This is a genomic window from aff. Roholtiella sp. LEGE 12411, assembly GCF_015206995.1.
Lineage (GTDB): Bacteria > Cyanobacteriota > Cyanobacteriia > Cyanobacteriales > Nostocaceae > Komarekiella.
The window spans coordinates 1-23,437 of the sequence record NZ_JADEXR010000016.1 but is presented as its reverse complement, the minus strand read 5'-3'; the positions used below and the strand labels follow the sequence as shown (position 1 = coordinate 23,437).

Annotated in this window: 29 protein-coding genes and 1 pseudogene; 12 read left to right on the top strand and 18 right to left on the bottom strand. The window is 42.5% G+C overall.

The genetic code is table 11. The features are described 5' to 3' along the window. The first annotated feature begins 93 nt into the window (after positions 1–93). Positions 94–966: a Cof-type HAD-IIB family hydrolase gene (locus IQ246_RS05775; RefSeq protein ID WP_194000971.1), complete on the top strand. Its 873-nt coding sequence runs from the start codon at positions 94–96 to the stop codon at positions 964–966. A gap of 182 nt (positions 967–1,148) precedes the next feature. On the opposite strand, the gene IQ246_RS05770 is transcribed toward IQ246_RS05775, so the two are convergent. Beyond that, a complete protein-coding gene (locus IQ246_RS05770; RefSeq protein WP_339379166.1) occupies positions 1,149–1,853 on the bottom strand; it encodes a DALR anticodon-binding domain-containing protein in 705 nt (234 codons plus the stop codon). An 872-nt stretch (positions 1,854–2,725) separates the two neighbouring features. Here IQ246_RS05770 and IQ246_RS31195 point away from each other — a divergent pair. Next, positions 2,726–3,100, top strand: coding sequence for a Crp/Fnr family transcriptional regulator (locus IQ246_RS31195; RefSeq protein WP_370588454.1), 375 nt, complete (start codon positions 2,726–2,728; stop codon positions 3,098–3,100). A gap of 17 nt (positions 3,101–3,117) precedes the next feature. On the opposite strand, the gene IQ246_RS05760 is transcribed toward IQ246_RS31195, so the two are convergent. The 4 genes and pseudogenes from IQ246_RS05760 to IQ246_RS05745 form a co-directional block, all read right to left on the bottom strand. Continuing rightward, positions 3,118–4,164: a PstS family phosphate ABC transporter substrate-binding protein gene (locus IQ246_RS05760; protein ID WP_194000967.1), complete on the bottom strand. Its 1,047-nt coding sequence runs from the start codon at positions 4,162–4,164 to the stop codon at positions 3,118–3,120. Positions 4,165–4,386: 222 nt separating this feature from the next. Then, positions 4,387–4,512 (bottom strand): annotated as a pseudogene (locus tag IQ246_RS05755) (phosphate ABC transporter substrate-binding protein); the annotation flags it as partial. 80 nt (positions 4,513–4,592) lie between these two features. Beyond that, positions 4,593–5,990 (bottom strand): protein kinase, encoded by a 1,398-nt coding sequence (locus IQ246_RS05750; RefSeq protein ID WP_194000965.1) that lies wholly within the window; start codon positions 5,988–5,990, stop codon positions 4,593–4,595. 294 nt (positions 5,991–6,284) lie between these two features. Continuing rightward, positions 6,285–7,295, bottom strand: a complete 1,011-nt coding sequence (locus tag IQ246_RS05745; RefSeq protein ID WP_194000963.1) for a LysR family transcriptional regulator — start codon at positions 7,293–7,295, stop codon at positions 6,285–6,287. Positions 7,296–7,502: 207 nt separating this feature from the next. Between IQ246_RS05745 and IQ246_RS05740 the strand changes: the two genes are divergently transcribed. The 6 genes from IQ246_RS05740 to IQ246_RS05715 all read left to right on the top strand — a co-directional run bounded on the left by IQ246_RS05740 (position 7,503) and on the right by IQ246_RS05715 (position 12,170). After that, positions 7,503–8,219 (top strand): NnrU family protein, encoded by a 717-nt coding sequence (locus IQ246_RS05740; protein WP_194000961.1) that lies wholly within the window; start codon positions 7,503–7,505, stop codon positions 8,217–8,219. Positions 8,220–8,625: 406 nt separating this feature from the next. Then, entirely contained in the window at positions 8,626–9,012 is a 387-nt protein-coding gene (locus IQ246_RS05735; RefSeq protein WP_194000959.1) for a co-chaperone YbbN, read from the top strand. 264 nt (positions 9,013–9,276) lie between these two features. Beyond that, on the top strand, positions 9,277–11,376 hold the full coding sequence (locus IQ246_RS05730; RefSeq protein ID WP_194000957.1) for an NAD(P)H-quinone oxidoreductase subunit 5: 2,100 nt from the start codon (positions 9,277–9,279) through the stop codon (positions 11,374–11,376). Positions 11,377–11,526: 150 nt separating this feature from the next. After that, a complete protein-coding gene (locus IQ246_RS05725) occupies positions 11,527–11,718 on the top strand; it encodes a type II toxin-antitoxin system HicB family antitoxin (protein WP_194000955.1) in 192 nt (63 codons plus the stop codon). Further along, entirely contained in the window at positions 11,715–11,900 is a 186-nt protein-coding gene (locus IQ246_RS05720; protein ID WP_194000953.1) for a type II toxin-antitoxin system HicA family toxin, read from the top strand. The genes IQ246_RS05725 and IQ246_RS05720 overlap by 4 nt, the downstream gene beginning before the upstream one ends. Positions 11,901–11,945: 45 nt before the next feature. Continuing rightward, a complete protein-coding gene (locus tag IQ246_RS05715; RefSeq protein ID WP_152588362.1) occupies positions 11,946–12,170 on the top strand; it encodes an addiction module protein in 225 nt (74 codons plus the stop codon). Between the two features lie 49 nt (positions 12,171–12,219). Here IQ246_RS05715 and IQ246_RS05710 read toward each other — a convergent pair whose 3' ends face one another. The 7 genes from IQ246_RS05710 to IQ246_RS05680 all read right to left on the bottom strand — a co-directional run bounded on the left by IQ246_RS05710 (position 12,220) and on the right by IQ246_RS05680 (position 15,320). Further along, on the bottom strand, positions 12,220–12,705 hold the full coding sequence (locus IQ246_RS05710; RefSeq protein WP_118162837.1) for a DUF3368 domain-containing protein: 486 nt from the start codon (positions 12,703–12,705) through the stop codon (positions 12,220–12,222). Beyond that, entirely contained in the window at positions 12,702–12,971 is a 270-nt protein-coding gene (locus IQ246_RS05705) for a UPF0175 family protein (RefSeq protein ID WP_194000951.1), read from the bottom strand. Before IQ246_RS05705 ends, IQ246_RS05710 begins: the two co-directional genes overlap by 4 nt. A gap of 150 nt (positions 12,972–13,121) precedes the next feature. After that, the gene (locus IQ246_RS05700) at positions 13,122–13,322 is read right to left on the bottom strand and encodes a hypothetical protein (protein WP_194000949.1); all 201 of its coding nucleotides are present in this window, start codon (positions 13,320–13,322) and stop codon (positions 13,122–13,124) included. A gap of 141 nt (positions 13,323–13,463) precedes the next feature. Continuing rightward, positions 13,464–13,853 carry a hypothetical protein gene (locus tag IQ246_RS05695; protein ID WP_194000947.1) on the bottom strand — a complete coding sequence of 130 codons (390 nt, stop codon included), beginning with the start codon at positions 13,851–13,853 and terminating at the stop codon, positions 13,464–13,466. A gap of 72 nt (positions 13,854–13,925) precedes the next feature. Beyond that, a complete protein-coding gene (locus IQ246_RS05690) occupies positions 13,926–14,399 on the bottom strand; it encodes a DNA-binding transcriptional regulator (RefSeq protein WP_194000946.1) in 474 nt (157 codons plus the stop codon). Beyond that, entirely contained in the window at positions 14,396–14,779 is a 384-nt protein-coding gene (locus IQ246_RS05685; RefSeq protein WP_194000944.1) for a restriction endonuclease subunit S, read from the bottom strand. Before IQ246_RS05685 ends, IQ246_RS05690 begins: the two co-directional genes overlap by 4 nt. A gap of 145 nt (positions 14,780–14,924) precedes the next feature. Then, positions 14,925–15,320 (bottom strand): hypothetical protein, encoded by a 396-nt coding sequence (locus IQ246_RS05680; RefSeq protein ID WP_194000942.1) that lies wholly within the window; start codon positions 15,318–15,320, stop codon positions 14,925–14,927. A gap of 44 nt (positions 15,321–15,364) precedes the next feature. Here IQ246_RS05680 and IQ246_RS05675 point away from each other — a divergent pair, with 44 nt between their 5' ends. Beyond that, entirely contained in the window at positions 15,365–15,631 is a 267-nt protein-coding gene (locus IQ246_RS05675; protein ID WP_244141935.1) for a type II toxin-antitoxin system MqsA family antitoxin, read from the top strand. Between the two features lie 345 nt (positions 15,632–15,976). On the opposite strand, the gene IQ246_RS05670 is transcribed toward IQ246_RS05675, so the two are convergent. Together IQ246_RS05670 and IQ246_RS05665 are read right to left on the bottom strand one after the other, a co-directional pair. Beyond that, positions 15,977–16,207, bottom strand: coding sequence for a hypothetical protein (locus IQ246_RS05670; protein ID WP_194000940.1), 231 nt, complete (start codon positions 16,205–16,207; stop codon positions 15,977–15,979). Between the two features lie 48 nt (positions 16,208–16,255). After that, positions 16,256–16,519 (bottom strand): hypothetical protein, encoded by a 264-nt coding sequence (locus IQ246_RS05665; protein ID WP_194000938.1) that lies wholly within the window; start codon positions 16,517–16,519, stop codon positions 16,256–16,258. A 363-nt stretch (positions 16,520–16,882) separates the two neighbouring features. On the opposite strand from IQ246_RS05665, the gene ndhD1 reads away from it, so the two are divergent. Both ndhD1 and IQ246_RS30170 read left to right on the top strand, forming a co-directional pair. Beyond that, the gene (gene ndhD1 / locus IQ246_RS05660) at positions 16,883–18,457 is read left to right on the top strand and encodes a photosynthetic/respiratory NAD(P)H-quinone oxidoreductase subunit D1 (protein ID WP_194000936.1); all 1,575 of its coding nucleotides are present in this window, start codon (positions 16,883–16,885) and stop codon (positions 18,455–18,457) included. Between the two features lie 359 nt (positions 18,458–18,816). Beyond that, positions 18,817–19,419 carry a hypothetical protein gene (locus tag IQ246_RS30170; RefSeq protein WP_244141933.1) on the top strand — a complete coding sequence of 201 codons (603 nt, stop codon included), beginning with the start codon at positions 18,817–18,819 and terminating at the stop codon, positions 19,417–19,419. A gap of 165 nt (positions 19,420–19,584) precedes the next feature. On the opposite strand, the gene IQ246_RS05650 is transcribed toward IQ246_RS30170, so the two are convergent. The 4 genes from IQ246_RS05650 to IQ246_RS05635 all read right to left on the bottom strand — a co-directional run bounded on the left by IQ246_RS05650 (position 19,585) and on the right by IQ246_RS05635 (position 22,121). Beyond that, positions 19,585–19,917, bottom strand: coding sequence for a DUF5615 family PIN-like protein (locus IQ246_RS05650; RefSeq protein ID WP_194000934.1), 333 nt, complete (start codon positions 19,915–19,917; stop codon positions 19,585–19,587). Then, a complete protein-coding gene (locus tag IQ246_RS05645; protein ID WP_194001041.1) occupies positions 19,914–20,138 on the bottom strand; it encodes a DUF433 domain-containing protein in 225 nt (74 codons plus the stop codon). The genes IQ246_RS05650 and IQ246_RS05645 overlap by 4 nt, the downstream gene beginning before the upstream one ends. Before the next feature lie 202 nt (positions 20,139–20,340). Continuing rightward, positions 20,341–20,619 carry a LapA family protein gene (locus tag IQ246_RS05640; RefSeq protein WP_194000932.1) on the bottom strand — a complete coding sequence of 93 codons (279 nt, stop codon included), beginning with the start codon at positions 20,617–20,619 and terminating at the stop codon, positions 20,341–20,343. Between the two features lie 62 nt (positions 20,620–20,681). After that, complete coding sequence (locus IQ246_RS05635) at positions 20,682–22,121, bottom strand: phosphoglucomutase/phosphomannomutase family protein (RefSeq protein WP_194001039.1); 1,440 nt, start codon at positions 22,119–22,121, stop codon at positions 20,682–20,684. Positions 22,122–22,473: 352 nt separating this feature from the next. On the opposite strand from IQ246_RS05635, the gene IQ246_RS05630 reads away from it, so the two are divergent. Then, positions 22,474–23,328: a PD-(D/E)XK nuclease family protein gene (locus tag IQ246_RS05630; protein WP_194000930.1), complete on the top strand. Its 855-nt coding sequence runs from the start codon at positions 22,474–22,476 to the stop codon at positions 23,326–23,328. Positions 23,329–23,437 lie beyond the last annotated feature (109 nt).

Genomic DNA, 23,437 nt, shown 5'->3' with positions numbered 1-23,437 from the left:
TGCATGTTCTAGTTGATCCATTTTTTTCCTACTACTCCCCGCTAGCTACTAGAGCCTGTTAACCTCATACTGGGAGTTAAACCTAGGGAATTTATGGAGAAAACATCTGCTAGCCATTTGGCATCCACTGGTAATCAGATCATGGCTGCAAGAGATATAAAACTACTAGTTGTAGATATTGATGGCACCATCGCCGGAAAGTCTAACAACTTAAGCGAGGCTGTCAAGCAAGCGATTTTTGCGGTACAAGCACGAGGAATTCAAGTGGCGATCGCCACAGGTCGCATGTATCGATCAGCCTTGCGATTCCACCGAGAAATCAGCTCTGTCCTACCATTATTAGCCTATCAGGGAGCCTGGATTCAAGACCCAGCCACTGAAAAAATTCATCGTCATTTGGCTGTTTCCAGAGAAATTGCCCACCAGCTAATTGACTATTTTGAACAACCTCAGTTGCGATCGCTTCTATCTGTTCACTTCTACATCAATGACCAGCTCTATGTGCGGGAGTTAACAAGAGAAACCCAAATTTATGCAGAACGTTCTGGCATTAATCCCATTCCGGTGGGTGATTTACGTAAAGTCTTAACTAATGAACCCACAAAAGTTCTAGCTTTGTGCGATGACACAAATTTGATCAATGAGCTATTGGGGAATTTACGCCGTCAATACACACCGGCTGAACTCTATCTCACAACATCTGTTGCTACCTTCTTTGAAGCAACTAACGCCTCTGTTAACAAGGGATATGCTGTGCGTTATCTAACTGAAGAACTGTTGGGATTACAAAGAGCTAACGTTATGACTATTGGTGATAACTTCAATGATGTGGAAATGCTAGAGTACGCTGGCCTTGGTGTAGCGATGGGCAATGCACCAGCCAAAGTTCAAGCGATCGCCCAGTGGGTAGCTCCTGGTGTAGAAGAAGACGGAGCAGCAGTAGCAATTGAAAAGTTTTTACTGTAGTTAGAGCACTCTTTTAAATGTGCCCCACTTAAAATCAGAAAGGACACCGACGACTGGCCGTGTTTCGTCTCGGTGCCCCTACTGGTTCGCTCCTCACACACCTGCCAATATAGCTGAGGTGATTTACTGAGTCAATAGCTGTTATAAAAATTTTTGTTTTTTATCCAAAAAATACTAATTATTCATAGCTCCAAGGGTGCAAAAACCTCTAATTTGTCTTCTAGTAAAAACTTCAATACAGACTGAGTAGCCATGATCAATCCGAGTCTAGCTTGAGCTAGCTCTAATGAGGTGATTTTCACCTCGCCCCAAATGCGGCAATTACACCAGAAGTTTTCAAATGCTCGGCTCAGATTTAGCGCTGCTTTTTTCAAGTTCAAACAACTGCTCACCTCAGGGCATTTCATGTTGTCTACCACTTGCACTAACTCGGCAATTAGACGACGCTCATCTGGGTGATTTAGGTGTAGTTTTCCGTCACAGTTGAGCCAGGGAAGGGGGTTGGAGGAGATCAGACTCCAAAAAGCTGGACTAGTATTTGGAACTGGTTCCCTAAGTTTAATTAATCCCTCTTGGTGAGCTAATAATATCAGAGAGCAACAGCGTGCGTGAGCATATTGAACAGCAAACAAAGAATTGGGAAACTTAGAGTCCTCTTTTAAAATTAAGCATTTTTCCTGATCCCCGACTCTCCTCATCCCCCACTTTCCCCATCCTTCACTCTCTCCATCTACCTCTGAATGCCCGACAGCGAGACTTTGTAACCAAAGCGCTAAGCAAGAGTGAGTTAATTCTAAATGTATCAAACCGGGGGGAACTATTTGGATGCTGAAAACGTCGCCACAGATCGCTGATAAATGAGAGGCGATCGCATTGGCAAGCTCCATAGGTTTTTTATTCTGAGATTTTGATAACCGCAGAGCCATACCTGAGATATACATTACTCTCATATCATTTCTATCTTTATACAGATGAGTTTTTTTATCTTCTGTGTATATGTTTTTATTAGTTTTAGTATAAATACTTAGCGCATTTGCTAAATAACCATATATTAACCATTTGATTGCTATATATTTGCTAATTAGTAGTCTATAATGCACGTATTTTTGTGTAAATAAGTCTTTATTTCTTATTTGTTGATTTTCAGACATCTATCTTGAGATATAAGTTTAATCTCGATGAAGAAAAATGAGAGTACGATAAAATTTGATGAATAATCGATGAATAGTAAGTAAACTTTACTACCATCATTGTACAGTAGGAAGTATAACAAAAGAGTGGAAGGCAATTAATTTGCTTTTTGCTCTTTGTATGGCTGGCGCTGTTAGGCGTTAAGCCTATCTCGCCAACACAAAGACACTCCTTGCACCTTTTTATGACGTCTTTGTCTTCAGCCGAACGCTCTTTGTTACCTATGCAATCTCCATCCTCCTTTTCAGAGGCTTCACGGCCTTTCTTAACTTGGCAACGAATTCTTGATTGGGCTCAAGAACACTATCGCTGCCGCACCTTTAGCAAAGATGAGCGCATTCCAGCCCGACCTGGATTGCTATATTTGGTGCAAAGGGGTGCGATCCGTATGGTAGGAACCGCCCAGGTTAGTGCTACTGCCAGTCAGCTAACGTCTCGACGAATCAATAGAACTCCAGAAGAAGCTTTCTTGGGTTTTGTGGGAGCGGGACAGCCATTTGAAATTGTTGCCCAATCACCATTCACACTCCAGGCTTACGCCCATGTTGATCAAACTGCGGTGCTGTGGATGTACTGGCACGATTTAGATAATTGGCCTCACTTCCGCCGCGAAGTTATGGATGCCTTTAGATATCAGCACCAGCGCAAGCTGCTGTGGCTGAGTGCCTTGGGACAACGACGCACAATTGACAGACTCTTAGGATTTCTCACATTGTTGATTGAAGAATATGGAGAGCCGGCAATGAGCGATACTGATCCCGATGTGATTCGCGGCTATTGTCTGCCTTTCCCCCTCACTCATGCCCAAATTGGTAGCGCGATTGGTTCGACTCGTGTCACCGTCACCCGCTTGATGGGTAAACTGCGTCAACGCGGCTTAATCCTCACCCAAGGGGATAATCTTATTTGCTTGCCAGCAGAATCGATTAATAGAGCCAGCTAGAGCATCAATAGCAGGTGTCAGCGAATCTTGACGAACCCAGTTTGGGTAATCAGTTCCTGTCCCTGCTCAGTCAGCAGTAAGTTGGCATAGGCAACACCTGCTTGTTCCTCAGCTTGACCATTCTGTTTGACCACCACAAACAGATTGCGGGTAATCGGGTATTTTCCTGACTGGAAAGCCTCAATGTTCAATTTGTTCCTTTTACCAGGACATTCAGAAGGGAGGACAAATGGTTCTTGGTAGGGAGCAATGTATTCCCCTTGCGTCCGCCCCAACGGCAAGGGCTTGATTGAACACTGAGGAACTACCTCTGGTGCAGAAGCGTAGTAAATGCCACCAGGACTAACAGCCAATTTTTGCAAGGCTTGGGTGGTTGTAGAAACAAACTCCACATTAGAGCCAAAAGCTTGATCACCCAATATGTCTTGGACAAAAACTTCAACCGTACCGCCATCAGCAATGCGGCGGGAATAAGGCTTAATTGGGAGATTAGCACCGCCCAATTGATTCCAATTATTAATTTTTCCTGTGTAAATTGACTTTAACTGGTCTATCCTCAGTCCTGAGATGTTAAGACTGGGGTTAACTGCTACTGCCAAACCATCAATTGCCAGAGGAATTTGTTTCAAATTAAAGCCACGCTGCTGGGCACGGCTTAACTCCTGATCTAGAACTGGTCGGGAGGACTGGGCAAAAGCTAGTTGTCCATCTATCAGCGACTGTATCCCAGTACTAGAACCAGGAGATGCACTGTTAGGTTCTACATAACGCAACCGAAGCTCTGGTCGCGCTGCTTGAATTGCTGGATCAACCACCAATCGTATCGGTGCCCAAGATGTACTACCTCCATAATTGAATAATCCCGTAGGAACATCCTTTACTGAGGCAAAAGTCGTGGCGTTAGGTTTTTCTGATAAGGCTTGAGGCATGTTGGTGCTATCTAAATTAATTTTATTTAGGTCAAGACCAGATTTTCTGTTAAACCACCAAAATCCACCTGCTATAAGCCCGACCGTGATTAGGATGGATAAGACAAGAATAGGTATTTCATTTTTTTGAGACATAGCAAATCACCCCCACGTCCATTCAATACAAGTACTTAATAAATGCTTACTATAGGATTCCTATTTGATTTTTGAAAGAACTGCGTACACCTCTAACTCATTTCCCATTCCCTATCCCCTATCCCCCATTCGGTGTCTCTACAAGTCAGTTCACGAATCAAATCGGATTACTATACTTGAGATTGTATTTGGAGAACGGGTATTTTATTAGCGAATTATGTTAATTTTACCTATGTAAATGTCTTTGAGTTGAGCGACAGTTATACCAGGGATGTTGAGATTGTAGTTGACAGCGATCGCAATGCCATCAATCCCCACTGGAATTGCTTTCAAACTAAATTCTTTTTGTAATGGTGATGACAGCGGCTAAAAAAAGTTAATTGTTTTGTTTTTCTGAGATATAGGTGGCTGTTAGCACCAAGAGTTTTTTAAAGTATGAGAGATAGTAATTTATAAATAAGTCGAAATATAGCTGTCACTGAAATGGCAACTAAGCCTGCTACAACTGATAAAATTACTACTGTTTGAATGTCAAGACCCCCTTGTAAAAAGGGGATAAAAAAAATAATAGCAAAAGTTATTGTCGGAATAATTAATAAATCGAACTTTTCAATCCACCGCTTAGTTTGGGCAAATATCAATATTCCCAAAATCACAGATGCAATACTTAAAGTAACTATTGATGATTTGACTAGACTGAAGAGAGCGATCGCTATTAATGCCCCCTCAAACCCACTAAATGCCGCCCCACCCAATAATTCCACTATAGTAAACGCTGGTTGATTTGGTTGCCGGGGAGGGACAGGATTAGAAGTTTTTGGTAGTCGTGGCGGTAGTGTTACAAGGTGCTGATTGAGTTGTGTAGGGGCTAGAGGCTGTAAGTCCAGTGCATCTAAAACTTCCTGGGCTGACTGAAAGCGTTGATTAGCAGCAGGTAAAAGCATCTTGTCTAAGATATCAGCAAGGCGAGGGTTTACAGTCGCTTTCATTCGCCATTTCCACTGGTTGCTATAGGCATCAAACAGTTGAATTGCTTCCTGACCTGTTAGCAAGGTAAGAATGGTTACAGCCAAAGCGTATAAATCTGTAGATGGGAATACTTGACCTCCAGCCATTTGTTCAGGCGGTGCAAATCCCATGGAATAAATTCCTGTGGAAGAAGCAGCAGAACCAGATGGGACGTTTGTTACTTGCTTAACTGCACCAAAATCTAGCAGAAAAAGTTTACCATCACAACGGCGCATGATGTTAGAAGGTTTGATGTCTCTGTGGATTATGCCTCTGTTATGAACAAACTTTAGTACTTTGAGGATTTCTTGCAGTAACTCTAATACTTGCTGTTCAGAAAATTTGCCCTTTTGAACTAATTCTTCTTCTAGGTTTTGCCCATCAATGTATTCTTGCACCAAGTAAAAAAACTGCTCTTGCTGTCCTGGTTGCAGGCTATTAACTATCACTGGAAAGAACGCAAACAAGTCAGGAATTTGCTTGTGTTCGTTACCAATCTGTGCTAGAACTTCTGCCTCTCTCTCAAACATCTGTTGCGCTTGTTGCAGTTGAGTTGAGGTTAAATTTCCCGCTGGTTGGAACTGCTTAACCACACATTGACGCATTCCTGGAATTCGGCGATCGCGTGCCAAAAAAGCTGCTCCAAATCCTCCTCTTCCCAGCAGCTTAATTGGTACGTAGCGACCATCTAGTATCAGTGGCATACCACAGGTAGTGCAGTATTTTTGCTGTGCGGTTTTCAGTGTCGTAATATCATCTAAATCCACAAAATAGTTTTGTGGTCGTGGACAGCGTGGACGAGTGCAGTGAACTTCCATTTTTTGTTTTTGGTCAGTTGTCAGTTGTCAGTTGCCAAAAGTCAAAAGTTCTTTACCAATTAACTACTGACTATTGACTACTGAATGCTAGTTCACTTAACGGGGGAATTCCCTGATTGCCTTTGGCGTCTTTGCAGTTGTTTAACTTGAGGAAACACCGCAGGTTACGCGCAGCGCTGACCATCGACGAGCGGCTTTAAGTCTATAGAGAAACCCTACTCTCAGATATGTTGGAAGCTGGTGCTGTGATAACTCTGAGTATGTGACTCGCTGTTCTTGACGCTGGACTCAATTTTATACTCCTCCAGCATTGGGTGTCGCTGCATCCAACGTAGTTACCACTAGATTTTTTTGCGTTAATTTTAACATATCTTGATTCCATCCAGGACTAGCGAATTGGGGTAAAATTTCCTGACTAAACGCTTCAGCGGCCTTAGATCTATAGCGATTGGGATTAAATATTAGCCACAGCGTTCGTTTGACGACAACGCCCTCAATGGGGGCACAGTGTAGAACGCCCATTTGTAACTCTTTAGCGATCGCCGAGGTTGAGACAAAAGCAGCTCCTAAACCAGATTGCACAGCATTTTTAATTGCTTCAATGGAATTTAGTTCCATTTCTACTTTAAAACGTCTTGTATCAATCTCACAACGTCCTAGCACTTGGTCAATTACCTTGCGAATAGTCGATTGAGAATCTAGAGCAATGAATTGTAATTTGTATAGGTCTTCTTTTTGGATTGTTTCAAGTTTGGCAAAGGGATGAAAGACAGGTAAAATTAGCGCCAGTTCGTCTTCAGCATAAGGAAGAACTTCTAAAGATTCTGTCAGTTCACCTGGAATTTCTCCGCCGATGATCGCTAAATCAACCTGTCCGTTAGCTACGCTCCAAGCAGTTCGCCGGGTAGAGTGGACGTGCAATTGCACTGCCACATCTGGATATCTTTGCCGGAACATCCCGATCATTCTGGGCAAAAGATAAGTGCCGGTGGTTTGAGAAGCACCGACAATCAAAGTACCGCCTTGGAGATTTTGTAAATCCTCGATCGCGCGGCAGGTTTCTTGGCACAGACTAAGGATTTTTTCCCCGTAGCTTAAAAGTAAATGCCCTGCTTCGGTTAATTGTGCGCGACGTCCTCCACGGTCAAATAAGGGGACATCCAGCTGCCGTTCTAGATTTTGGACTTGCAAGCTCACGGCAGGTTGGGAGACGTAAAGACTATCAGCGGCGCGCTTGAAGCTCCCTTCTACGGCGATCGCTTTTAGAATACGTAACTGATCTAAAGTGAAAGGAAGGTCAGACATAAGGCTCAACCCACAAACTTTGAAAGGAGCGGTGGCAACAAATCAGGTTTCATAGCAATCAGCCGGGCATGATTTGTTGCATCTTAGACTTGAAGGCTTGACTCGAAAGAGACAGTAACACAACATCTTGACTAAAGTCCTCTTTTGAACACTTTGTGGTATCGATGTACTGAATTAAGTTTTCTTGAAATTACTTTACCTGTGTATATGATGCTGAATCCTTGGTTAACCCCCAGTCATTTTGTCATACTGGGGTTACAATTAGCTTTTGCGATCGCTCACAGTGGGGGCGCTGCTTTGCGCCCTTGGGCAGAAAAATACATTGCACCAAGGCTTTATCGCGTTCTCTTTGCATTAATCAGCCTACCGCTGGCTGTGATATTAATTATTTACTTTTTTAACCACCGCTATGATGGTTTGCTACTTTGGCAGGTGCAGGGAGTACCGGGGGTACGGGAAGCTGTTTGGGTGCTGTCAGCGATTTCATTTTTGTTTTTATATCCTGCTACCTTCAATCTACTAGAAATTGCTGCCATTCAAAAGCCCCAAGTCCACCTCTATGAGACAGGGATTATTCGTATTACCCGTCATCCCCAGATGGTAGGACAAATAATTTGGTGTTTCGCTCATACTCTTTGGCTAGGTAGTACCTTTACTTTAGTGACATCAATTGGGTTAGTGTTACACCACTTGTTTGGAGTTTGGCATGGGGATCGCCGCTTGAGTTGCCGCTATGGAGAAGCCTTTGAAATTGTCAAACAACGGACTTCAATTATTCCCTTTCAAGCAATTATTGACGGTCGTCAATCTATCAAATGGCTGGAATTTCTCCGTCCTGCCTATTTCGGAGTTGCTATTTTTATAGCTTTACTTTGGTGGTCGCACCCTCTGTTGCTAGAAGCAACTAGTAAAATAGGATGGTAATCTTAGATGATCCCCAACATCAGCATGAAATACAAAACAGATAGAAGTTTGAGCTTATCAACTGCTACCGAATCAATGTAGGATGAATTCAAACATTTATGAGTGGGGGTGCATTCAGTCGGTTTAAGATTTTATATTGGTAGTTGTTGGTCAGTTGCCTTTCCTGGGAGTAAATTGCAGAACAGTCTTAATTTCCAGGTAGCCACGGCAATCAGGAGTTAAAAATCCAAAAAAGCCACCGTGAAAGTCGCGCTGGCTTTTTTGTCAGAGACACATCAACGCACTCATTATTTTGCCTAATTATCTGTGTCCTGATATCTGTGTCCTGAGAGCATCTATCGGCAGTTACTGGCTTGCGGTGCTGATAGCTAGTTTGATATAAAAACCCTATAATCCAAGAGGCGTCATGGTGTTGTCGGTTAGTGAGCGGACATTTACTCAAGAAGTTTTAGAATCTCCAATTCCTGTTTTAGTTAACTTTGAAGCACCTTGGTGTGGATTGTGTCGTATTATCCAGCCACTGTTATTGCAGTTTAAAGCCCAGTACGGTGAGGAAATTAAACTAGTTGGGGTTAACGCCGATCAAAATTTCAAATTGTCTAATACTTACAAATTAAAGTCATTGCCAACTTTACTATTGATTGAAAATGGTATTGTCCGGCATCGCTTGGAAAGTTTTCGCGGCAGAGAAGATTTACGTCGAGCCTTGGAAGAAATTAGAGTCAGCTACAGCAACTGCCCTAAAAGCTACAACAGCACAAAAACCGCAGATTTGGAGTGTCGCTCAGCATAAAGACAATTAACAGTCAATCGTCAATAGTCAATAGTCAAAAGTGAGTATTTAAACTCTTGACTATCGACTGTGGACGATGTAGTAGGTCAAGCAAATCTAAAACCATGCTTAACACCCCACCCAAAGACTATTGAGTGGGGTATTTTATCCTAAAGGGTGTGTGTCACAATTGTTAACAGTTTCGACTCGGACAGTTGCCTGCGGCGGACACCGTGTACAGCACTGTCCTACCTTAGTCAAGAATTTTAAAAGTAGGCGTCAGTGATGGAAGTAATCTATCAGTATGCCTGGCTGATTCCAGTATTTCCTCTTTTTGGGGCAATGCTGGTCGGTCTAGGGTTAATCTCGTTGAATCAGGTGACAAACCGCTTGCGGCAGCTTAACGCTGTAGTGATCATTTCCCTGATGGGAGCGGCCATGGGGCTGTCGTTTGCCTTGCTATGGAGTCAAATTCAAGGACATGCGCCTTATCTCCGTACTTTGGAATGGGCGGCGGCAGGGAATTTTCACCTGAGCATGGGCTACACTATTGACCACCTGACAGCCCTAATGCTGGTGATTGTGACAACGGTAGCCTTCTTAGTCATGGTTTACACCGATGGCTACATGGCTCATGATCCAGGTTACGTGCGGTTTTACGCCTATCTCAGCTTATTTGGCTCCTCAATGTTGGGACTGGTGGTCAGCCCCAACCTAGTACAGATTTATATTTTCTGGGAACTAGTCGGGATGTGTTCCTACTTGCTGGTAGGCTTTTGGTACGATCGCAAGTCAGCAGCAGAAGCCTGCCAAAAAGCATTTGTGACCAACCGCGTAGGTGACTTTGGTTTGTTACTCGGCATTCTGGGGCTGTTCTGGGCGACAGGAAGCTTTGAATTTGATGTGATGGGCGATCGCCTCGCACAACTGGTGCAATCAGGTTCTATCAGCAACTTTCTTGCTGTCCTGTTTGCGATTTTAGTTTTCTTAGGCCCGGTGGCCAAATCTGCCCAATTTCCTCTGCATGTCTGGCTACCAGACGCAATGGAAGGGCCCACCCCCATTTCTGCCTTGATCCACGCAGCAACGATGGTGGCAGCGGGTGTTTTCCTAATTGCCCGGATGTACCCAGTATTTGAACACGTTCCAGCAGCAATGAACGTGATTGCCTTTACTGGGGCGTTTACAGCATTTTTGGGCGCAACTATTGCGATTACCCAAAACGACATTAAAAAAGGCTTGGCTTACTCCACCATTTCCCAACTCGGTTACATGGTGATGGCAATGGGAGTAGGCTCCTACAGTGCTGGACTGTTCCACCTAATGACACACGCCTATTTCAAGGCGATGCTGTTCTTGGGTTCTGGTTCTGTAATTCACGGAATGGAAGGAGTCGTCGGACACGACCCCGCCTTGGCACAGGATATGCGGTTGATGGGTGGATTGCGGAAGTATATGCCCATCACGGCGATTACTTTTTTGATTGGTTGCTTGGCAATTTCTGGTATCCCACCTTTTGCTGGGTTCTGGTCAAAAGATGAAATTCTTGGGAAGGCCTTTGAGGCTAACCCATTTCTCTGGTTGATCGGCTGGCTAACTGCCGGCATTACTGCTTTCTATATGTTTAGAATGTATTTCTCGACATTTGAAGGCAAATTCCGGGGGAATGACGAGAAAATCCAGGAAAAGCTCAAGCAAGCAGCGACGACAATTGTCCTGGAATTAGAGTCAGCAGAACCAGCCCCGATTTTTGGCCCTGGGGCAATGAAAAAAGGAGAATTAGCAGCGACTGGTGCTCACCATGACTCTGATGACTCCCACGGGCATCACAGCGCTCCTCATGAATCACCGTGGACAATGACTCTACCGTTGGCATTGTTGGCTGTGCCTTCAATTTTGATTGGTTTGGTAGGGACTCCCTATGCCAATTACTTCGAGGAGTTTATTTTTCCTCCTAGCGAAACCCTCTCGGAAGTTATAGAAAAAGCCGCTGAGTTTAACCCGACGGAATTCTATATCATGGCGGGGGCTTCAGTCGGAATTTCCTTAATTGCGATTACCTTAGCTTCCCTCATGTATTTGCGAGGTAAAATCGACCCAGCAGCGATCGCTGCTAAAATTAAACCACTTTACGAGTTATCCCTCAACAAGTGGTACTTTGATGACATTTACCATCGAGTTTTTGTCATCGGCTTGCGTCGCCTAGCCAGACAAGTTATGGAAGTTGATTTCCGCGTTGTCGATGGCGCTGTTAACCTCACAGGCTTTTTCACCCTTGTTAGTGGTGAAGGTCTGAAATACCTAGAAAACGGTCGCGCTCAATTTTATGCCTTGATTGTATTTGGGGCAGTTTTGGGCTTAGTGATTGTCTTTGGTGTCACCTGATTTTAATCGGGGTGGGCAAATGTCCGCCCCTAAGTTTTTTCAGAGTCTAAATTAGACTCCTTTTTTTGCCTAATAGTTCATTAATTTAATATACAGTTTTCTAGAGTACTCAAAAACCTCGTAGTTCAGAAAAAGGTAGTGAATAGGCAAATGATTAAGAAGAAATACATTTACTGGCAAGATGATGATATGTGGTTAGGTTATCTCGAAGAATATCCTGACTATTGGACTCAGGGTGAAACCGAAGAGGAGCTAAGAGAAAATCTACTCGATATTTACAGTGAATTAACAAGTGGAAATATCCAAAATATTCGTAGAGTTGCAGAACTTGAAGTTTCATGAAACGAAGAGATTTAATCAGTAAGCTTGAAGAAATGGGCTGTATCTTCGTTCGTCATGGTGGCAAACATGATTGGTATCAGAATCCAGTAACAAAAATTTCTCAAGCTGTTCCCAGACATAGAGAAATCAAAGAGCAACTTGCAAAACATATTATTAAGATGCTTAAAGATGAAGCAGGCTAATGCTTAGAATAAGAGGTACTGTACTAGAGAGTTTAGGTACTGACTATGACCCTTGAACAGCTTGAAGCCGAAGTTCTTGCACTTCCAAAAGATTCTCAAGTGATTTTATTAGCAAGATTACTGGAAAGATTGGGTCAAGAAAGTGGAATAGATCAAGAAATTGCGGCTAGTTGGGCTGAAGAAGCCCAGAAGCGTGATGAAGATATGAACACTAATCAAATTACTGGTATTCCGGCTGAAGAAGTGTTTCGACGAGTTTGTGCATCTTAACAATGACAAGAATTGTATTTCATCCATTGGCAGAGCAACAGTGGCAAAATTAACCTTGTTCTTGGTAATAACGATCTAAAAAACTTTGGATGAGGGCAGAAGATGCACGAAAGGTGGTTAATTGCAATTTAGAAATGGCGTTAGGAAAATCAATTATATCTTGGGTTCCTGCACGATAAAGAACACCGAGTAAGCCTGTGACATTAAGACCTTGTGCGATCGCTGCTTGTCGAGCATCCATATCATCTAAGATAATTAGGGCGGCGTTGAGTTGGACAGCCAGAGAAATGGTTTCTTGCTCACCTATACCAAGTTTGCTAGATAAGTTGGGTAATAGAGGCGTGGTAGTTTGAATCTCTAACCAGCTTGGAGGTTGGGCAATCCAGTTTTGAACTTGGATGTAAGAACCTTCGGCAAGAAGTTCTGTGCAGACGGCATTGGGGATGGTGATGCGACCGAAAAGTTGAGGCAGAATTTCAACACAATCAATCAAGATGAGATAGCACAAAGGTGAAGTATCGCAAACAACTATCATTGCTGAGTAATTGCTTGGTCAATAGCTTGTAAGTCTTGCTCTAAGTCAGCTACGGTGTAGGGTAGGTAAGCTTCATAGGTTTTAAGAAAAGCATCGGTAGCTAGTCGAGAAGAAAGATTTAACAGACGTTGAACTTGAGCAGTAGAAATTTGTTGATGGCGATAAGCTTCAACCACTAAAGATTCTAAGGCGCGGCGAGAAAGTTGGTCAGGGGTATTAGCAAGTTGATGGGCAATGTCATCGGGTATTTCGATGGTAATTTGCATTTGCGGTGTCCTTTGGTGGATGTATGATGCTTCTTTTTAAGAATAACTGAGCAGCATCATACATTTTTAGCAATGCTCCGGTTGGGTTAGGCGTAGACGCGGAAGCGGCTTGTCGTAGACATCGCCTCTCAAATTAAACCACTGTAAGAGCTATTCCTCAATATCTTTTACATCATTTGGCGGTTCAAACATAATCTCAAAACCTCCGTTGGGAATAGTTCGATGCAAAAATCTTAAATGGTCGTCTGCATCTTGGCGGTTAGCAAAACGGGCGACGGTGTGAGATTGGGTAATAATTACAGTTTTTACTATTACCCAAGGATGATTTTGAGCAATAACTGGTTTTATCATGGTGAATGTCTCCTTTTGTTAGGGAGCCAAGAGCCAGCAGGAAGCCTCGGAAACTTATTTGCTGGCTTTTGACAAGATTTGTAATTTTGTTGCTGTGCTGTAAGTGTGAGTGTGTTTTCATCGCTTCTAAACACTCTCATCTCATAGATTTTGTGGTAAAAGCTGGGTTGCATCATGGTCGTGCAGTCCTGGGACAACTAGCCATAGCCACATCCGGCACTTGAACAACCGCAGTAATAGCAGTTCTTCAGGGAATATTTGATTTCTGTGACCTTGCCAGTGTCCAAGGTGTGCAAGTTGTTGTTTGGCGCAGATTGGGCAAAGGTCGCCTGGTTTTCCTTTGTCGATGGTGTAGTTTGAGTCTTCAGGATTGAGGGGTTTAATCCCAGGAAAGCGCCCTGCTTGGGAATGGGGGCAGGGTTTGCCGTCGAGTTCTGCGGGGATGATGCCGGTGCAAATTAGACTGTCCGGGTATACGTTGCCGTCAGGGGAGAGGAAGAGGGCTTTTAGTTCGGTGTTTTGAATATTCATGCTCTACCGAATAAAATGTTTGGCTAATAAACAATATATGCGGTAAAGTATTTTTATGTAAATAGGTTTAGTTTAAATTTTGAATCCAGCCTGTTTTGCAATTAAAGTCAAATACTTAGATGTGGCTAAAGTCGGCTCATATACACTTTTTTCCCATTGGCTCACTGTTGCTTGTCGCACACCTAGCCTTTGTGCAAACTCTGCCTGTGTTAAATCCATGTGTTGCCGCAGGGCTTTGATTAATTCAGCATTCCACAGTATAGTATCACCCTGAAGCTCAACTTGATATTTATCAGGAGGTTTACGAAATGTCACTTGTTGCTGATCAAAATCCACTTTTTCAACGCGATATCCCGCCTCCATCCAAGCATAAGCTTGTGATGAACCTTGTTTGCGATTACTCCACCATGCCTGTTTCTTTCTTGCTGATTCAGGCAAAACATCATTTATTAAAGTCTCAATTTCAGTAAATGATAAAGTTATTTCATTTTGCTCACTGCCACGCAAAAATTCAAGGAGTGGCTGGTATTTACTGCCCTCCTTCATGTCATATCTTCCTGTCCCAATATCATGCGCTCAACACGGGTTTTTGCTGATAAAAGTATATCTTCGGCTTGATGACGTAAAAAATTAGCTTTAGTACGTTGCTCATCTGCTTCTTGAACTATTTTATTTTGAATTTCAATCGCTGGTAGGGGGACTTTAAGTGCTTTAATACCCTCTATAGTAATATTCATTTGAATAGAACCTGTTTTCTGTTGTTCAACTTGGGCTTTACCAATTGCTGAATTCAAAAAATATGCAATAAAGAATGGATTTGCTAAACTTTTACGAAGTCGAAATTTAATTTGAAATGAACCGAAGGCAAACCCATTTGCCTCAGATGGCACAACTGCGACTATGCCCACAGAACCACTACGAGACATTAGTAAGTCTCCTTAATTTCGGCATGAGCTTCAGGAGAAATATATCTAACATCGTCAAGCCTAATTTCATTTTTAAACACATTAGTTGTACGAATTAATGGAATACCATCTGGTAAATGAGTCAGATAACCATGTTGTCCATCTGTTAGAATAAATGATCAACCCAACCTTCGCCCTCAGTCCCGCCAACTTTTTTACTTGGTTCCATAGCCTCCACCATAATGAAAGCTACATCCAAATTACCTACAGAATCGGCATAACGGTCATCGTAAACTACAACATCTACCCGTCCTAGATAGCGTCGCCCGCCTTGATGAGTTCCCTCAGCAAAATCTGAATTTAGTTCTAGTTCCATTGCCTCTAGTGGAACACCGTACTCTTCTACTAAAATCTCAAGCGCCCACATCGTCACAGGGTCTTCTGCTGGACGCACATAAGAACCATCAGCTTTAAATAACTTCAGTAGATTTATATGCTGGCGATAGTTCTGTGGTATGTTAGCCGGATTTTGGTAAGGATTAGTGAAATCGGAGAAAGGCATGAAGTTATTGCTATGAGAGACAGACTACACAGTAGATAAATGATATGGTATTGCGGGCAATAGAAGCCCAACATTTAGGAAAGATGATGAAATGCGTAATTTGTCAGCATGGAGAAACCAAACCAGGTTTAGTAACTGTGATATTAGAAAAAGATGAATGTATTATTATATTAAAAAAAATTCCAGCAGAAATTTGTGATAACTGCGGTGAATATTATTTAAGTGATGCACTTACGGAACAGGTTTTAGAAAAAGCAGATTTAGCTGTTAATAATGGAGCAGAATTGGAGATTATTAGATATGCAGTTTAGTGTTCTTATTTGTGTTTCTGCTTTAGCGATGGATTATTCAAAATATGCAATTTTATTATAAGTGGTAAATCAAATAGCGATCGTGTTATGAAAAAAAGCTTTCATAATCGTCATGGCTACCTATCCAGAACCATGTAACTGTATCACCCTCCAAAACCCCAATTGCTCGATAATTGCGAGTTATTCTGACAGACCAAATATTCTCCTCGTTATTTATACATTTGAAATGCAAAGACGGATGAAAAGGATTTTCTCTCCATAACTGATAAGCTTTTCTCGCACTCTGTCTAACTTGCTTTTCAAGAGACTGATATTTATCCCAAAAAGAAGGAAGAGTTGCAGACTTCATAAATTTTCATAGTTCATTGGTTTTGCAAGTCCTTCTGCAATCTCTCTTTTAGCAGATTGGGCAGATGCAATCAGTTGTTGTTGAGTTTTCTTAAATGATTTATTCCATTTCAATTCATCTTGCAAATCTTCTAGGTACTCTCGGAGATGTTCTGCAACTCTTTCTTGCACATCTTCAGATAAAGATTCCATCATCTTAATTACAGTAGCGATCGCTGGAGATGACATAATCAAATTTTCCTTCTCAACTTTACGTATCTATTTTACTAAAAAAACTCAATCAAATTGCTTACTGTAGTCCCAAAGCTCTGAAACGGGGAAAGTTTGTCCTACTGCTGCTTGTCCCACGGACTCTTGTAAGTCGGCTAATATTTGTGCTTTTGGCTCTTGTTCATCAATCCAAGCTAAACCACTGACATTATCAGAATTTATGGAACTTATAAGCAGTTGCCAAAGTTCTATAGGGACGAGTACATCTGTTGTTTCTCCATTTACGTTGGTGACATAACGAATCTGACTTTCAATTTGTGCGATTATCATTATGGTTATTTCTCCTGTCATGCTTTTTTGCACCAAATCGCTTTTTTCAACAACCACCAAATAGCATCGTGTATTTTTAGCGATGGGTTGGGCTACGCGTAGACGCGGAGCGGCTTGTCGTAGACATCGCATCGCTAGAATTATAGTTTAGCGGCTTTTTTGGGGTAAATTTTTGACTTGACTGGGAGTATCACAACCCACATTCCGCACCCCCAAGTGTCAAAATAGACCCCCAAGAGAAAAAATCGGAAATTGCCAATTTAATTAAATCAACCTAACGAGGAAGACCAAATACCGAAAAAGCTGTTAGTTAATAACTAGTGACTTTTTGCTAAACATGATTTTGATAGCAGACGAATTGCGATGAATACAGCTAATTTCCCGTGGCTGACGACGATTATTCTGTTTCCAATAGCGGCGTCACTATTGATTCCCTTCGTCCCCGATAAGGACGGCAAAACAGTGCGCTGGTATTCCCTGATCATAGGGCTGATAGACTTTGTACTGATTGTTTACGCTTTTTATACCAGGTACGATTTCTCCAATCCAGATTTGCAGTTGGTGGAGAGTTACCCTTGGGTACCACAAATGGATTTGAATTGGTCAGTAGGGGCAGATGGTTTGTCTATGCCCCTAATTATTTTGACTGGATTCATTACCACGCTGGCGATTTTAGCAGCTTGGCCTGTTACTTTCAAGCCGAAGCTATTTTACTTCTTGATTTTGGCGATGTATGGCGGTCAAATTGCCGTGTTCGCCGTCCAGGATATGCTGTTATTTTTCCTGGTGTGGGAACTGGAACTGGTACCGATATACTTTCTGCTGTCAATTTGGGGAGGCAAAAAGCGGCAATACGCAGCGACGAAATTCATTTTATACACAGCTGGCGGATCGCTGTTTATTTTGTTATCTGCCCTGACAATGGGATTTTACGGCGATACGGTGACGTTCGATATGCGATCGCTCGCCCTAAAAGACTTCGCTCTCAATTTCCAACTTGTGCTATACGCTGGCTTTCTGATTGCCTACGCCGTCAAATTGCCGATTATTCCCTTGCACACCTGGCTACCTGATGCCCACGGTGAAGCTACAGCCCCTGTACACATGTTGCTGGCAGGCATTCTCTTAAAAATGGGCGGTTACGCCTTAATTCGGATGAATGCCCAAATGCTCCCCGATGCTCATGCTTATTTTGCACCCGTGTTGGTGATTTTGGGGGTAGTTAATATCATCTACGCTGCCCTGACATCCTTTGCCCAGCGCAACCTCAAACGGAAAATTGCCTACTCCTCAATTTCCCACATGGGTTTTGTCACCATTGGTATTGCCTCCTTCACCGATTTGGGATTGAGTGGGGCAGTATTGCAAATGGTTTCTCACGGGTTGATTGGGGCAAGTTTGTTCTTCCTTGTAGGCGCGACTTATGACCGCACACACACCCTGATGTTGGATGAAATGGGCGGTGTTGGCAAGAGGATGAAGAAGATTTTCGCCATGTTCACTACCTGTTCGATGGCTTCTCTGGCATTACCAGGGATGAGCGGTTTTGTGGCAGAGTTGATGGTGTTTGTGGGCTTTGCTACCAGCGATGCTTATAGTTCTACTTTCAAGGTTATCGTGGTCTTTTTGATGGCAGTTGGAGTGATTTTGACTCCGATTTATCTACTGTCAATGTTGCGGGAAATTTTCTACGGTCAAGAGAATGAGGAATTAGTCTCTCACCAAGCGTTGATAGATGCTGAACCCCGTGAAGTATTTATCATTGCCTGTTTGTTAGTGCCAATTATTGGTATTGGTTTCTATCCGAAATTGCTCACTCAGATGTACGACGCCACAACTGTACAATTGACGGCAAGGTTGCGTGATTCCGTGCCAACATTAGCACAGCAAAAAGAAATACCAAAGATTTCTTTGAGTGCGCCGGAAATTGCTAATTAGATAGCGATCGCTAGTTTAAATTACCATTCCTTTAAGGGCGGGTTTTGTACCTGCCCTTTTTTATGTATTTTTATAACAAGCGTCATACCATTTTGAAAAAACAATGCAGCAGATAGATCACTCTAGAGACGTTGCATTGCTGTAGAGACGTTGCATTGCAACGTCTCTATCAAAGAATTTGTTGCAATCATTAATTGAATCGGTATTACCCAATTAAATTTCATCGAAAGGCGCAAGGTTAATGTTAATGGTCTTGCTCGTCAGGGAATTATATCTATAAAGTTACTCATAGCTTGACGGTTCAATCTGTGAAAGCTTGTTGCCAAATAAATTTGTTTACAAAAATCTTTATCAAAAATATGGAAGTTAAATTAGGATTCGGACAAACTCCAAAACCTCAATATGTCTTTGTTAGCAGAGAACCCGATCACTGTTGGTATATGCTTGCTGAAGATGAAAGACGTATCCCAATTTATGAGAGAGCTTTGACTGGAGTAATTACAGGAATAGAAATAAATAAAACTGTTGAAAATACATTCGGTAAAGTTATAAGAACAGATTTGTATGTTTTAGCGGATAAACCTTATATTATTCGCTCAGGAAGTGATACCTACTTCTGTAAAGGCTTGTTGTTATCTTTGGATGCCCTGACTTCTGAACAACTGCATCATCCACTCACTATTGCCGTTAGTCCTGGGGATAAAAAAGTAGTTTTCTGTAACATTTATGATCCACTTACTTATCGTTCTGTAGGCGTTAGTTGGTTTGATGAACGTGCCGAAAACTTTCGTGCTTTATTTACTGTCGTTGATAGTGCGATCACATCTGGTAATAATGACCAATTAGCCTTCACCTTAAATTCAATCACAGAAATTGCTAAATCAAGCCCTTTCAAAGACCTTGCTAACTTAGCTTCTGTTCGTGCTGCCTTAGATGATCCAGAGCACGAGTGGACATTTTAATTTTATAACAGTGCGATTGCTCTCTCAAAGCATCAAAAAAAGCCTGGCAATGCAGGCTTTTTTCATGTAGTGCGAGGCTTCCAAGGTAGAGGTACTCTAAGATAATGGCGATCGCCCCCCGCTTCCCATACCAAGAATTACACTCAGTGTTTACACTTTGCGAGTCTAATACAGTGTCAAAACTCCCAAATTTGGTTTTTTTTCAAAGGCTTGGATATCCTCTAAATGCGATCGCAAAATGTCTTCAATTTGATTGGTTGAACAATTGCCACGACGAATCCAGATCACTTTAGGTGGAAATCCTCGCAAAATACTCAACTCATTAAAATCAGCATCTCTTGTTACAACAATAAATCCACTTTGTCGCGCATACTCCCACACACTGTGATCATCTGCTTTATCCAAAGCTATAAGAAAAAGATGCTGAGAGTTTGGGTAAATATCAGCCAGTCGATCTACTAACCGAGGTGATAGATTATGGTCAAAAAGTAACTTCATGCTGGAATTGTCAGCATTTGCCTTTCTCTATCAGCCGCATAGCTTAGGCAAGCTAAAATGTCTTCTTGCGTCAAATAAGGAAAGTCATCAAGCACTTCCTTATATGTCATACCAGAGGCAAGATATGATAAAACATCATATACGGTAATTCGCATTCCTCGAATACAAGGCTGACCACCTCGTTTTCCTGGTTCAATAGTAATAATGTTTTGGTACGGCACAGCCATAAAAATCAATAGTTAGTTGCCTATAAAGCTTGTAATTAGTGACTACTTTATAACGTAGTACTACTTGAAATCAAACATAGCGATCGCCCATCCGTTGCATTGAGATTTTAGCCTGTGATCAGTGCGATTGGTTTCTCAAAGCATCAAAAAAAGCCTGCCAATGCAGATTCTTTCTTCGTATAATTTGGCTCATGCTTCAAAAATCTTCATCATCAACAAAAAATTCAGCGTCGTCTTCCAGTCGAGAATTACCCTGTCTAGAACCAGTTAAACCCCAAAATGGTTGTAGCAATGCCATGGTGATTAACCCGAAACCAGCACTAAAAGCCAACACTAAACCCGCTGGTATTTGAATCGATTGAAATGTTAAGAATCTTAAAGATACGGGTGTGGCATTTTGGACTGAAATAATTGCGATCGCTACTACCCAGATAGCTACAACTAGGGATATCAAAAAAGGAGCCAGAGTTTTCATAATTAGTCCCAAGTTATGACTGCCCTCTTTGTTGACAAAGATGGGTTAGGCGTGAGGTTCTTCTAAACTGCTACTACTTCTAGCTTAGCAATCATGCTCTCCATCTCTTGAGCAATTTGGGTAAGTTTTTCAGGAGAGTTGGTTTCTAAATAGACACGTACCAGCGGTTCTGTACCAGAAGGACGCAGTAAAATCCAGCTACCTTCTTCTAAATAAAGCTTAATACCGTCTTTACGCCCCACTTCTTTGACTTTAATTCCTGCAACTTCTGCGGGTGGGTTTTGAGTGAAGGAGTCGATGACAGCGATCTTGTGAGACTCGGTGAGGTGCAAGTCAAGGCGGTTATTGTAAAGCGGCCCATCGGCTTCGGCGATCGCTTCTTTAACAAGTTGACTTAGGGGTTTGCCTTCGTAGGCGATCGCTTCTGCTACTAGCAGATCGGCTAAAATACCGTCTTTTTCAGGAATATGTCCAATAATGCTTAAACCGCCTGATTCTTCTCCACCAATTAGTACGGTAGTTTCCCGCATCTTTTCACCAATGTATTTAAAGCCTACTGGTGTCTCATAAATTGGCAACCCATATTTTGCTGCGAGATTATCCAGCAGGTGGGTTGTAGCAACAGTGCGGACTATTGCGCCGCTTTTACCTTTGTTTTTTATTAAATGACGTGCTAAAACTAGCAGCACAGTGTTAGGAGTGAGGAAAGTTCCTTGTTCATCGATAATGCCAAAGCGATCGCTATCTCCATCCGTTGCTAAACCTAAATCTGCTTGATCGCGGCGTACTGCTTCCACTAACCCAACTAATTGCTCACCTTTGGGTTCTGGCATCCCGCCGCCAAATAGTACATCCCTCCAAGTATGGAAACTTTCTAAGTCAGCGCCACTATGTTGCAAAACTTCATCTAGATAGCCGCGAGAGGTAGAGTATAGCGCATCATACTTAACTTTTAACTGGGCACTTTTGATTCGTTCTATATCCACTAAGGTGTAGATAAATTTCAGATAGTCTGGTTTCGGATTGAAAATGGAAATTGAACCTGATGGACTGCTGCCAGGTAAGTCATCCGATGCACCTTTTATATTTGCCACAATAGTATCAGTGATTTCTGGAGTGGCAGGGCCAGCATAATCGGGGATATATTTAATTCCACAGTATGGTGCTGGATTATGGCTAGCAGTAAACATCAACGCCCCAGCAGAATTTAAGTGACGGGCGTTGTAGGCAATTACTGGTGTAGGGCAATCCCGATCAGTAATTTTGACAGCCCAACCCAAATCAGCCAAGACTTGGGCCGCTGTTTGAGCAAACTGGTCAGCTAAAAACCGAGTATCGTAGGCAATAAGTACTGGTCTATCTTTTTTATAGGCTGTTTCTAAGTAACTGGCGATCGCCCTTACTACTTTCCGCACATTGGGAAATGTAAAGTCATCGGCAATAATCCCTCGCCATCCATCAGTGCCAAATTTTATCTTGCTGAAATTGCTACTGGCGCTCATTTTTGCCACTTTCTCCCATTCATCATCATTACTATTAGGAGGCTTATCGCCAGGTTTGTGTAGCAGCAAGTATTCCCAAAGTTCCGTTTGTCATACCCATACAAAGAAGCGCAGCACCTACCACAGTAAAAGACAAGCCATCGAGCACTGAACTTTTGCTCCTAATGCGGGTCTTACTGTCCAACTATTTTTACAGAAAAGTTGCCTTGTATCCAAACAATACAAGGGAGAGATGCAAAGTCTTGTACTCTCGGCAGTGATACAGACCATCGGAGAAAGCCTATACTCAGAGTTCTCGCAAGCCCTCGCTCTGACTTCTCCCCACCGTATTTTCTCTCACTGTTCCTTAGCAATGTCAACCCCCGATCGACCTTTTGCCAGTTATCACCTTTGGTCTTTAGTTGCCCCAGCGACAGGGCAAGAACGCTGGCATTGCCAGATGAGACGGGGGTTTATCAAAGCTCGGCAACACGAACCACAAGTCAAAGCGCTATTAGCGCAAGCCACTGCACCTCAGCGGATTGGTATACTCGCCCAAAAAGGCGTTTATGAGTTTCATCATCACAGGCATCTGTTGAACCAATCAGATGGTGTAGAAAAAGTTGCCCAGCTACTGAAATTAGGCAACTCAAGTGATCAAGTTCAGCAACGCGTGCTGCAAATTTTGAAGAAATATCACGATGCTCCGTTGCTTTTAGATAAACACATCATCCAATTAACTCCGGGCGATGAAGGTTTCCCTAAACCAATTGTGATTGAGCAAGAGGATTATTGCTTTCGCTTATATGCGGCTATGGACTGCGTTTTCATTGAGTCTGATAGCACTTTACATATTATAGATTTCAAGACTGGTAAATCAGCTTTTGACCGACGGCAGGCATTAGTTTATTTGCTGGCGGCTCGTTATCTTTACCCTGGACGGCACGCTGTTGCATCATTTTACAATTTAGAAATAGGTAAAACATCTGAACTGATTAGCATTAATAATAGTGAATTAGAATCTTTGGGATTTGAGTTAGCTAATATTGCCCACAAGCATCAACATGATTTACATAAATATCAGGAAAAAACCAGTAATTTCAGCAAAATTTTTCCACCAAATCCCGGTTCTCACTGTCGCTTTTGCCCATTTAGCTCTATCTGTGAGTTTGGTGATTTTAAGTCGTCTGATTCAAATCCATTGCCAAGCTTAAAAGCTAACAGATGATTGGGAAATGAGGAGGATAGGGGAGATGAAGGAGAAAAGGTTATGAGGGTAAGGGGATGGTTTTTCCCAATGCCCCATGCCCAATGCCCAATGCCCCATGCCCCATGCC

Excerpts from the sequence above, each read along its gene's own strand:
- IQ246_RS05775 (WP_194000971.1), top strand. The coding sequence starts at position 94 with ATGGAGAAAACATCTGCTAGCCATTTGGCATCCACTGGTAATCAGATC.
- IQ246_RS05770 (WP_339379166.1), bottom strand. The coding sequence starts at position 1,853 with ATGGAGCTTGCCAATGCGATCGCCTCTCATTTATCAGCGATCTGTGGC.
- IQ246_RS31195 (WP_370588454.1), top strand. The coding sequence starts at position 2,726 with ATGTACTGGCACGATTTAGATAATTGGCCTCACTTCCGCCGCGAAGTT.
- IQ246_RS05760 (WP_194000967.1), bottom strand. The coding sequence starts at position 4,164 with ATGTCTCAAAAAAATGAAATACCTATTCTTGTCTTATCCATCCTAATC.
- IQ246_RS05750 (WP_194000965.1), bottom strand. The coding sequence starts at position 5,990 with ATGGAAGTTCACTGCACTCGTCCACGCTGTCCACGACCACAAAACTAT.
- IQ246_RS05745 (WP_194000963.1), bottom strand. The coding sequence starts at position 7,295 with ATGTCTGACCTTCCTTTCACTTTAGATCAGTTACGTATTCTAAAAGCG.
- IQ246_RS05740 (WP_194000961.1), top strand. The coding sequence starts at position 7,503 with ATGATGCTGAATCCTTGGTTAACCCCCAGTCATTTTGTCATACTGGGG.
- IQ246_RS05735 (WP_194000959.1), top strand. The coding sequence starts at position 8,626 with ATGGTGTTGTCGGTTAGTGAGCGGACATTTACTCAAGAAGTTTTAGAA.
- IQ246_RS05730 (WP_194000957.1), top strand. The coding sequence starts at position 9,277 with ATGGAAGTAATCTATCAGTATGCCTGGCTGATTCCAGTATTTCCTCTT.
- IQ246_RS05725 (WP_194000955.1), top strand. The coding sequence starts at position 11,527 with ATGATTAAGAAGAAATACATTTACTGGCAAGATGATGATATGTGGTTA.
- IQ246_RS05720 (WP_194000953.1), top strand. The coding sequence starts at position 11,715 with ATGAAACGAAGAGATTTAATCAGTAAGCTTGAAGAAATGGGCTGTATC.
- IQ246_RS05715 (WP_152588362.1), top strand. The coding sequence starts at position 11,946 with ATGACCCTTGAACAGCTTGAAGCCGAAGTTCTTGCACTTCCAAAAGAT.
- IQ246_RS05710 (WP_118162837.1), bottom strand. The coding sequence starts at position 12,705 with ATGATAGTTGTTTGCGATACTTCACCTTTGTGCTATCTCATCTTGATT.
- IQ246_RS05705 (WP_194000951.1), bottom strand. The coding sequence starts at position 12,971 with ATGCAAATTACCATCGAAATACCCGATGACATTGCCCATCAACTTGCT.
- IQ246_RS05700 (WP_194000949.1), bottom strand. The coding sequence starts at position 13,322 with ATGATAAAACCAGTTATTGCTCAAAATCATCCTTGGGTAATAGTAAAA.
- IQ246_RS05695 (WP_194000947.1), bottom strand. The coding sequence starts at position 13,853 with ATGAATATTCAAAACACCGAACTAAAAGCCCTCTTCCTCTCCCCTGAC.
- IQ246_RS05690 (WP_194000946.1), bottom strand. The coding sequence starts at position 14,399 with ATGAAGGAGGGCAGTAAATACCAGCCACTCCTTGAATTTTTGCGTGGC.
- IQ246_RS05685 (WP_194000944.1), bottom strand. The coding sequence starts at position 14,779 with ATGTCTCGTAGTGGTTCTGTGGGCATAGTCGCAGTTGTGCCATCTGAG.
- IQ246_RS05680 (WP_194000942.1), bottom strand. The coding sequence starts at position 15,320 with ATGCCTTTCTCCGATTTCACTAATCCTTACCAAAATCCGGCTAACATA.
- IQ246_RS05675 (WP_244141935.1), top strand. The coding sequence starts at position 15,365 with ATGGTATTGCGGGCAATAGAAGCCCAACATTTAGGAAAGATGATGAAA.
- IQ246_RS05670 (WP_194000940.1), bottom strand. The coding sequence starts at position 16,207 with ATGTCATCTCCAGCGATCGCTACTGTAATTAAGATGATGGAATCTTTA.
- IQ246_RS05665 (WP_194000938.1), bottom strand. The coding sequence starts at position 16,519 with ATGATAATCGCACAAATTGAAAGTCAGATTCGTTATGTCACCAACGTA.
- ndhD1 (WP_194000936.1), top strand. The coding sequence starts at position 16,883 with ATGAATACAGCTAATTTCCCGTGGCTGACGACGATTATTCTGTTTCCA.
- IQ246_RS30170 (WP_244141933.1), top strand. The coding sequence starts at position 18,817 with ATGGAAGTTAAATTAGGATTCGGACAAACTCCAAAACCTCAATATGTC.
- IQ246_RS05650 (WP_194000934.1), bottom strand. The coding sequence starts at position 19,917 with ATGAAGTTACTTTTTGACCATAATCTATCACCTCGGTTAGTAGATCGA.
- IQ246_RS05640 (WP_194000932.1), bottom strand. The coding sequence starts at position 20,619 with ATGAAAACTCTGGCTCCTTTTTTGATATCCCTAGTTGTAGCTATCTGG.
- IQ246_RS05635 (WP_194001039.1), bottom strand. The coding sequence starts at position 22,121 with ATGAGCGCCAGTAGCAATTTCAGCAAGATAAAATTTGGCACTGATGGA.
- IQ246_RS05630 (WP_194000930.1), top strand. The coding sequence starts at position 22,474 with ATGTCAACCCCCGATCGACCTTTTGCCAGTTATCACCTTTGGTCTTTA.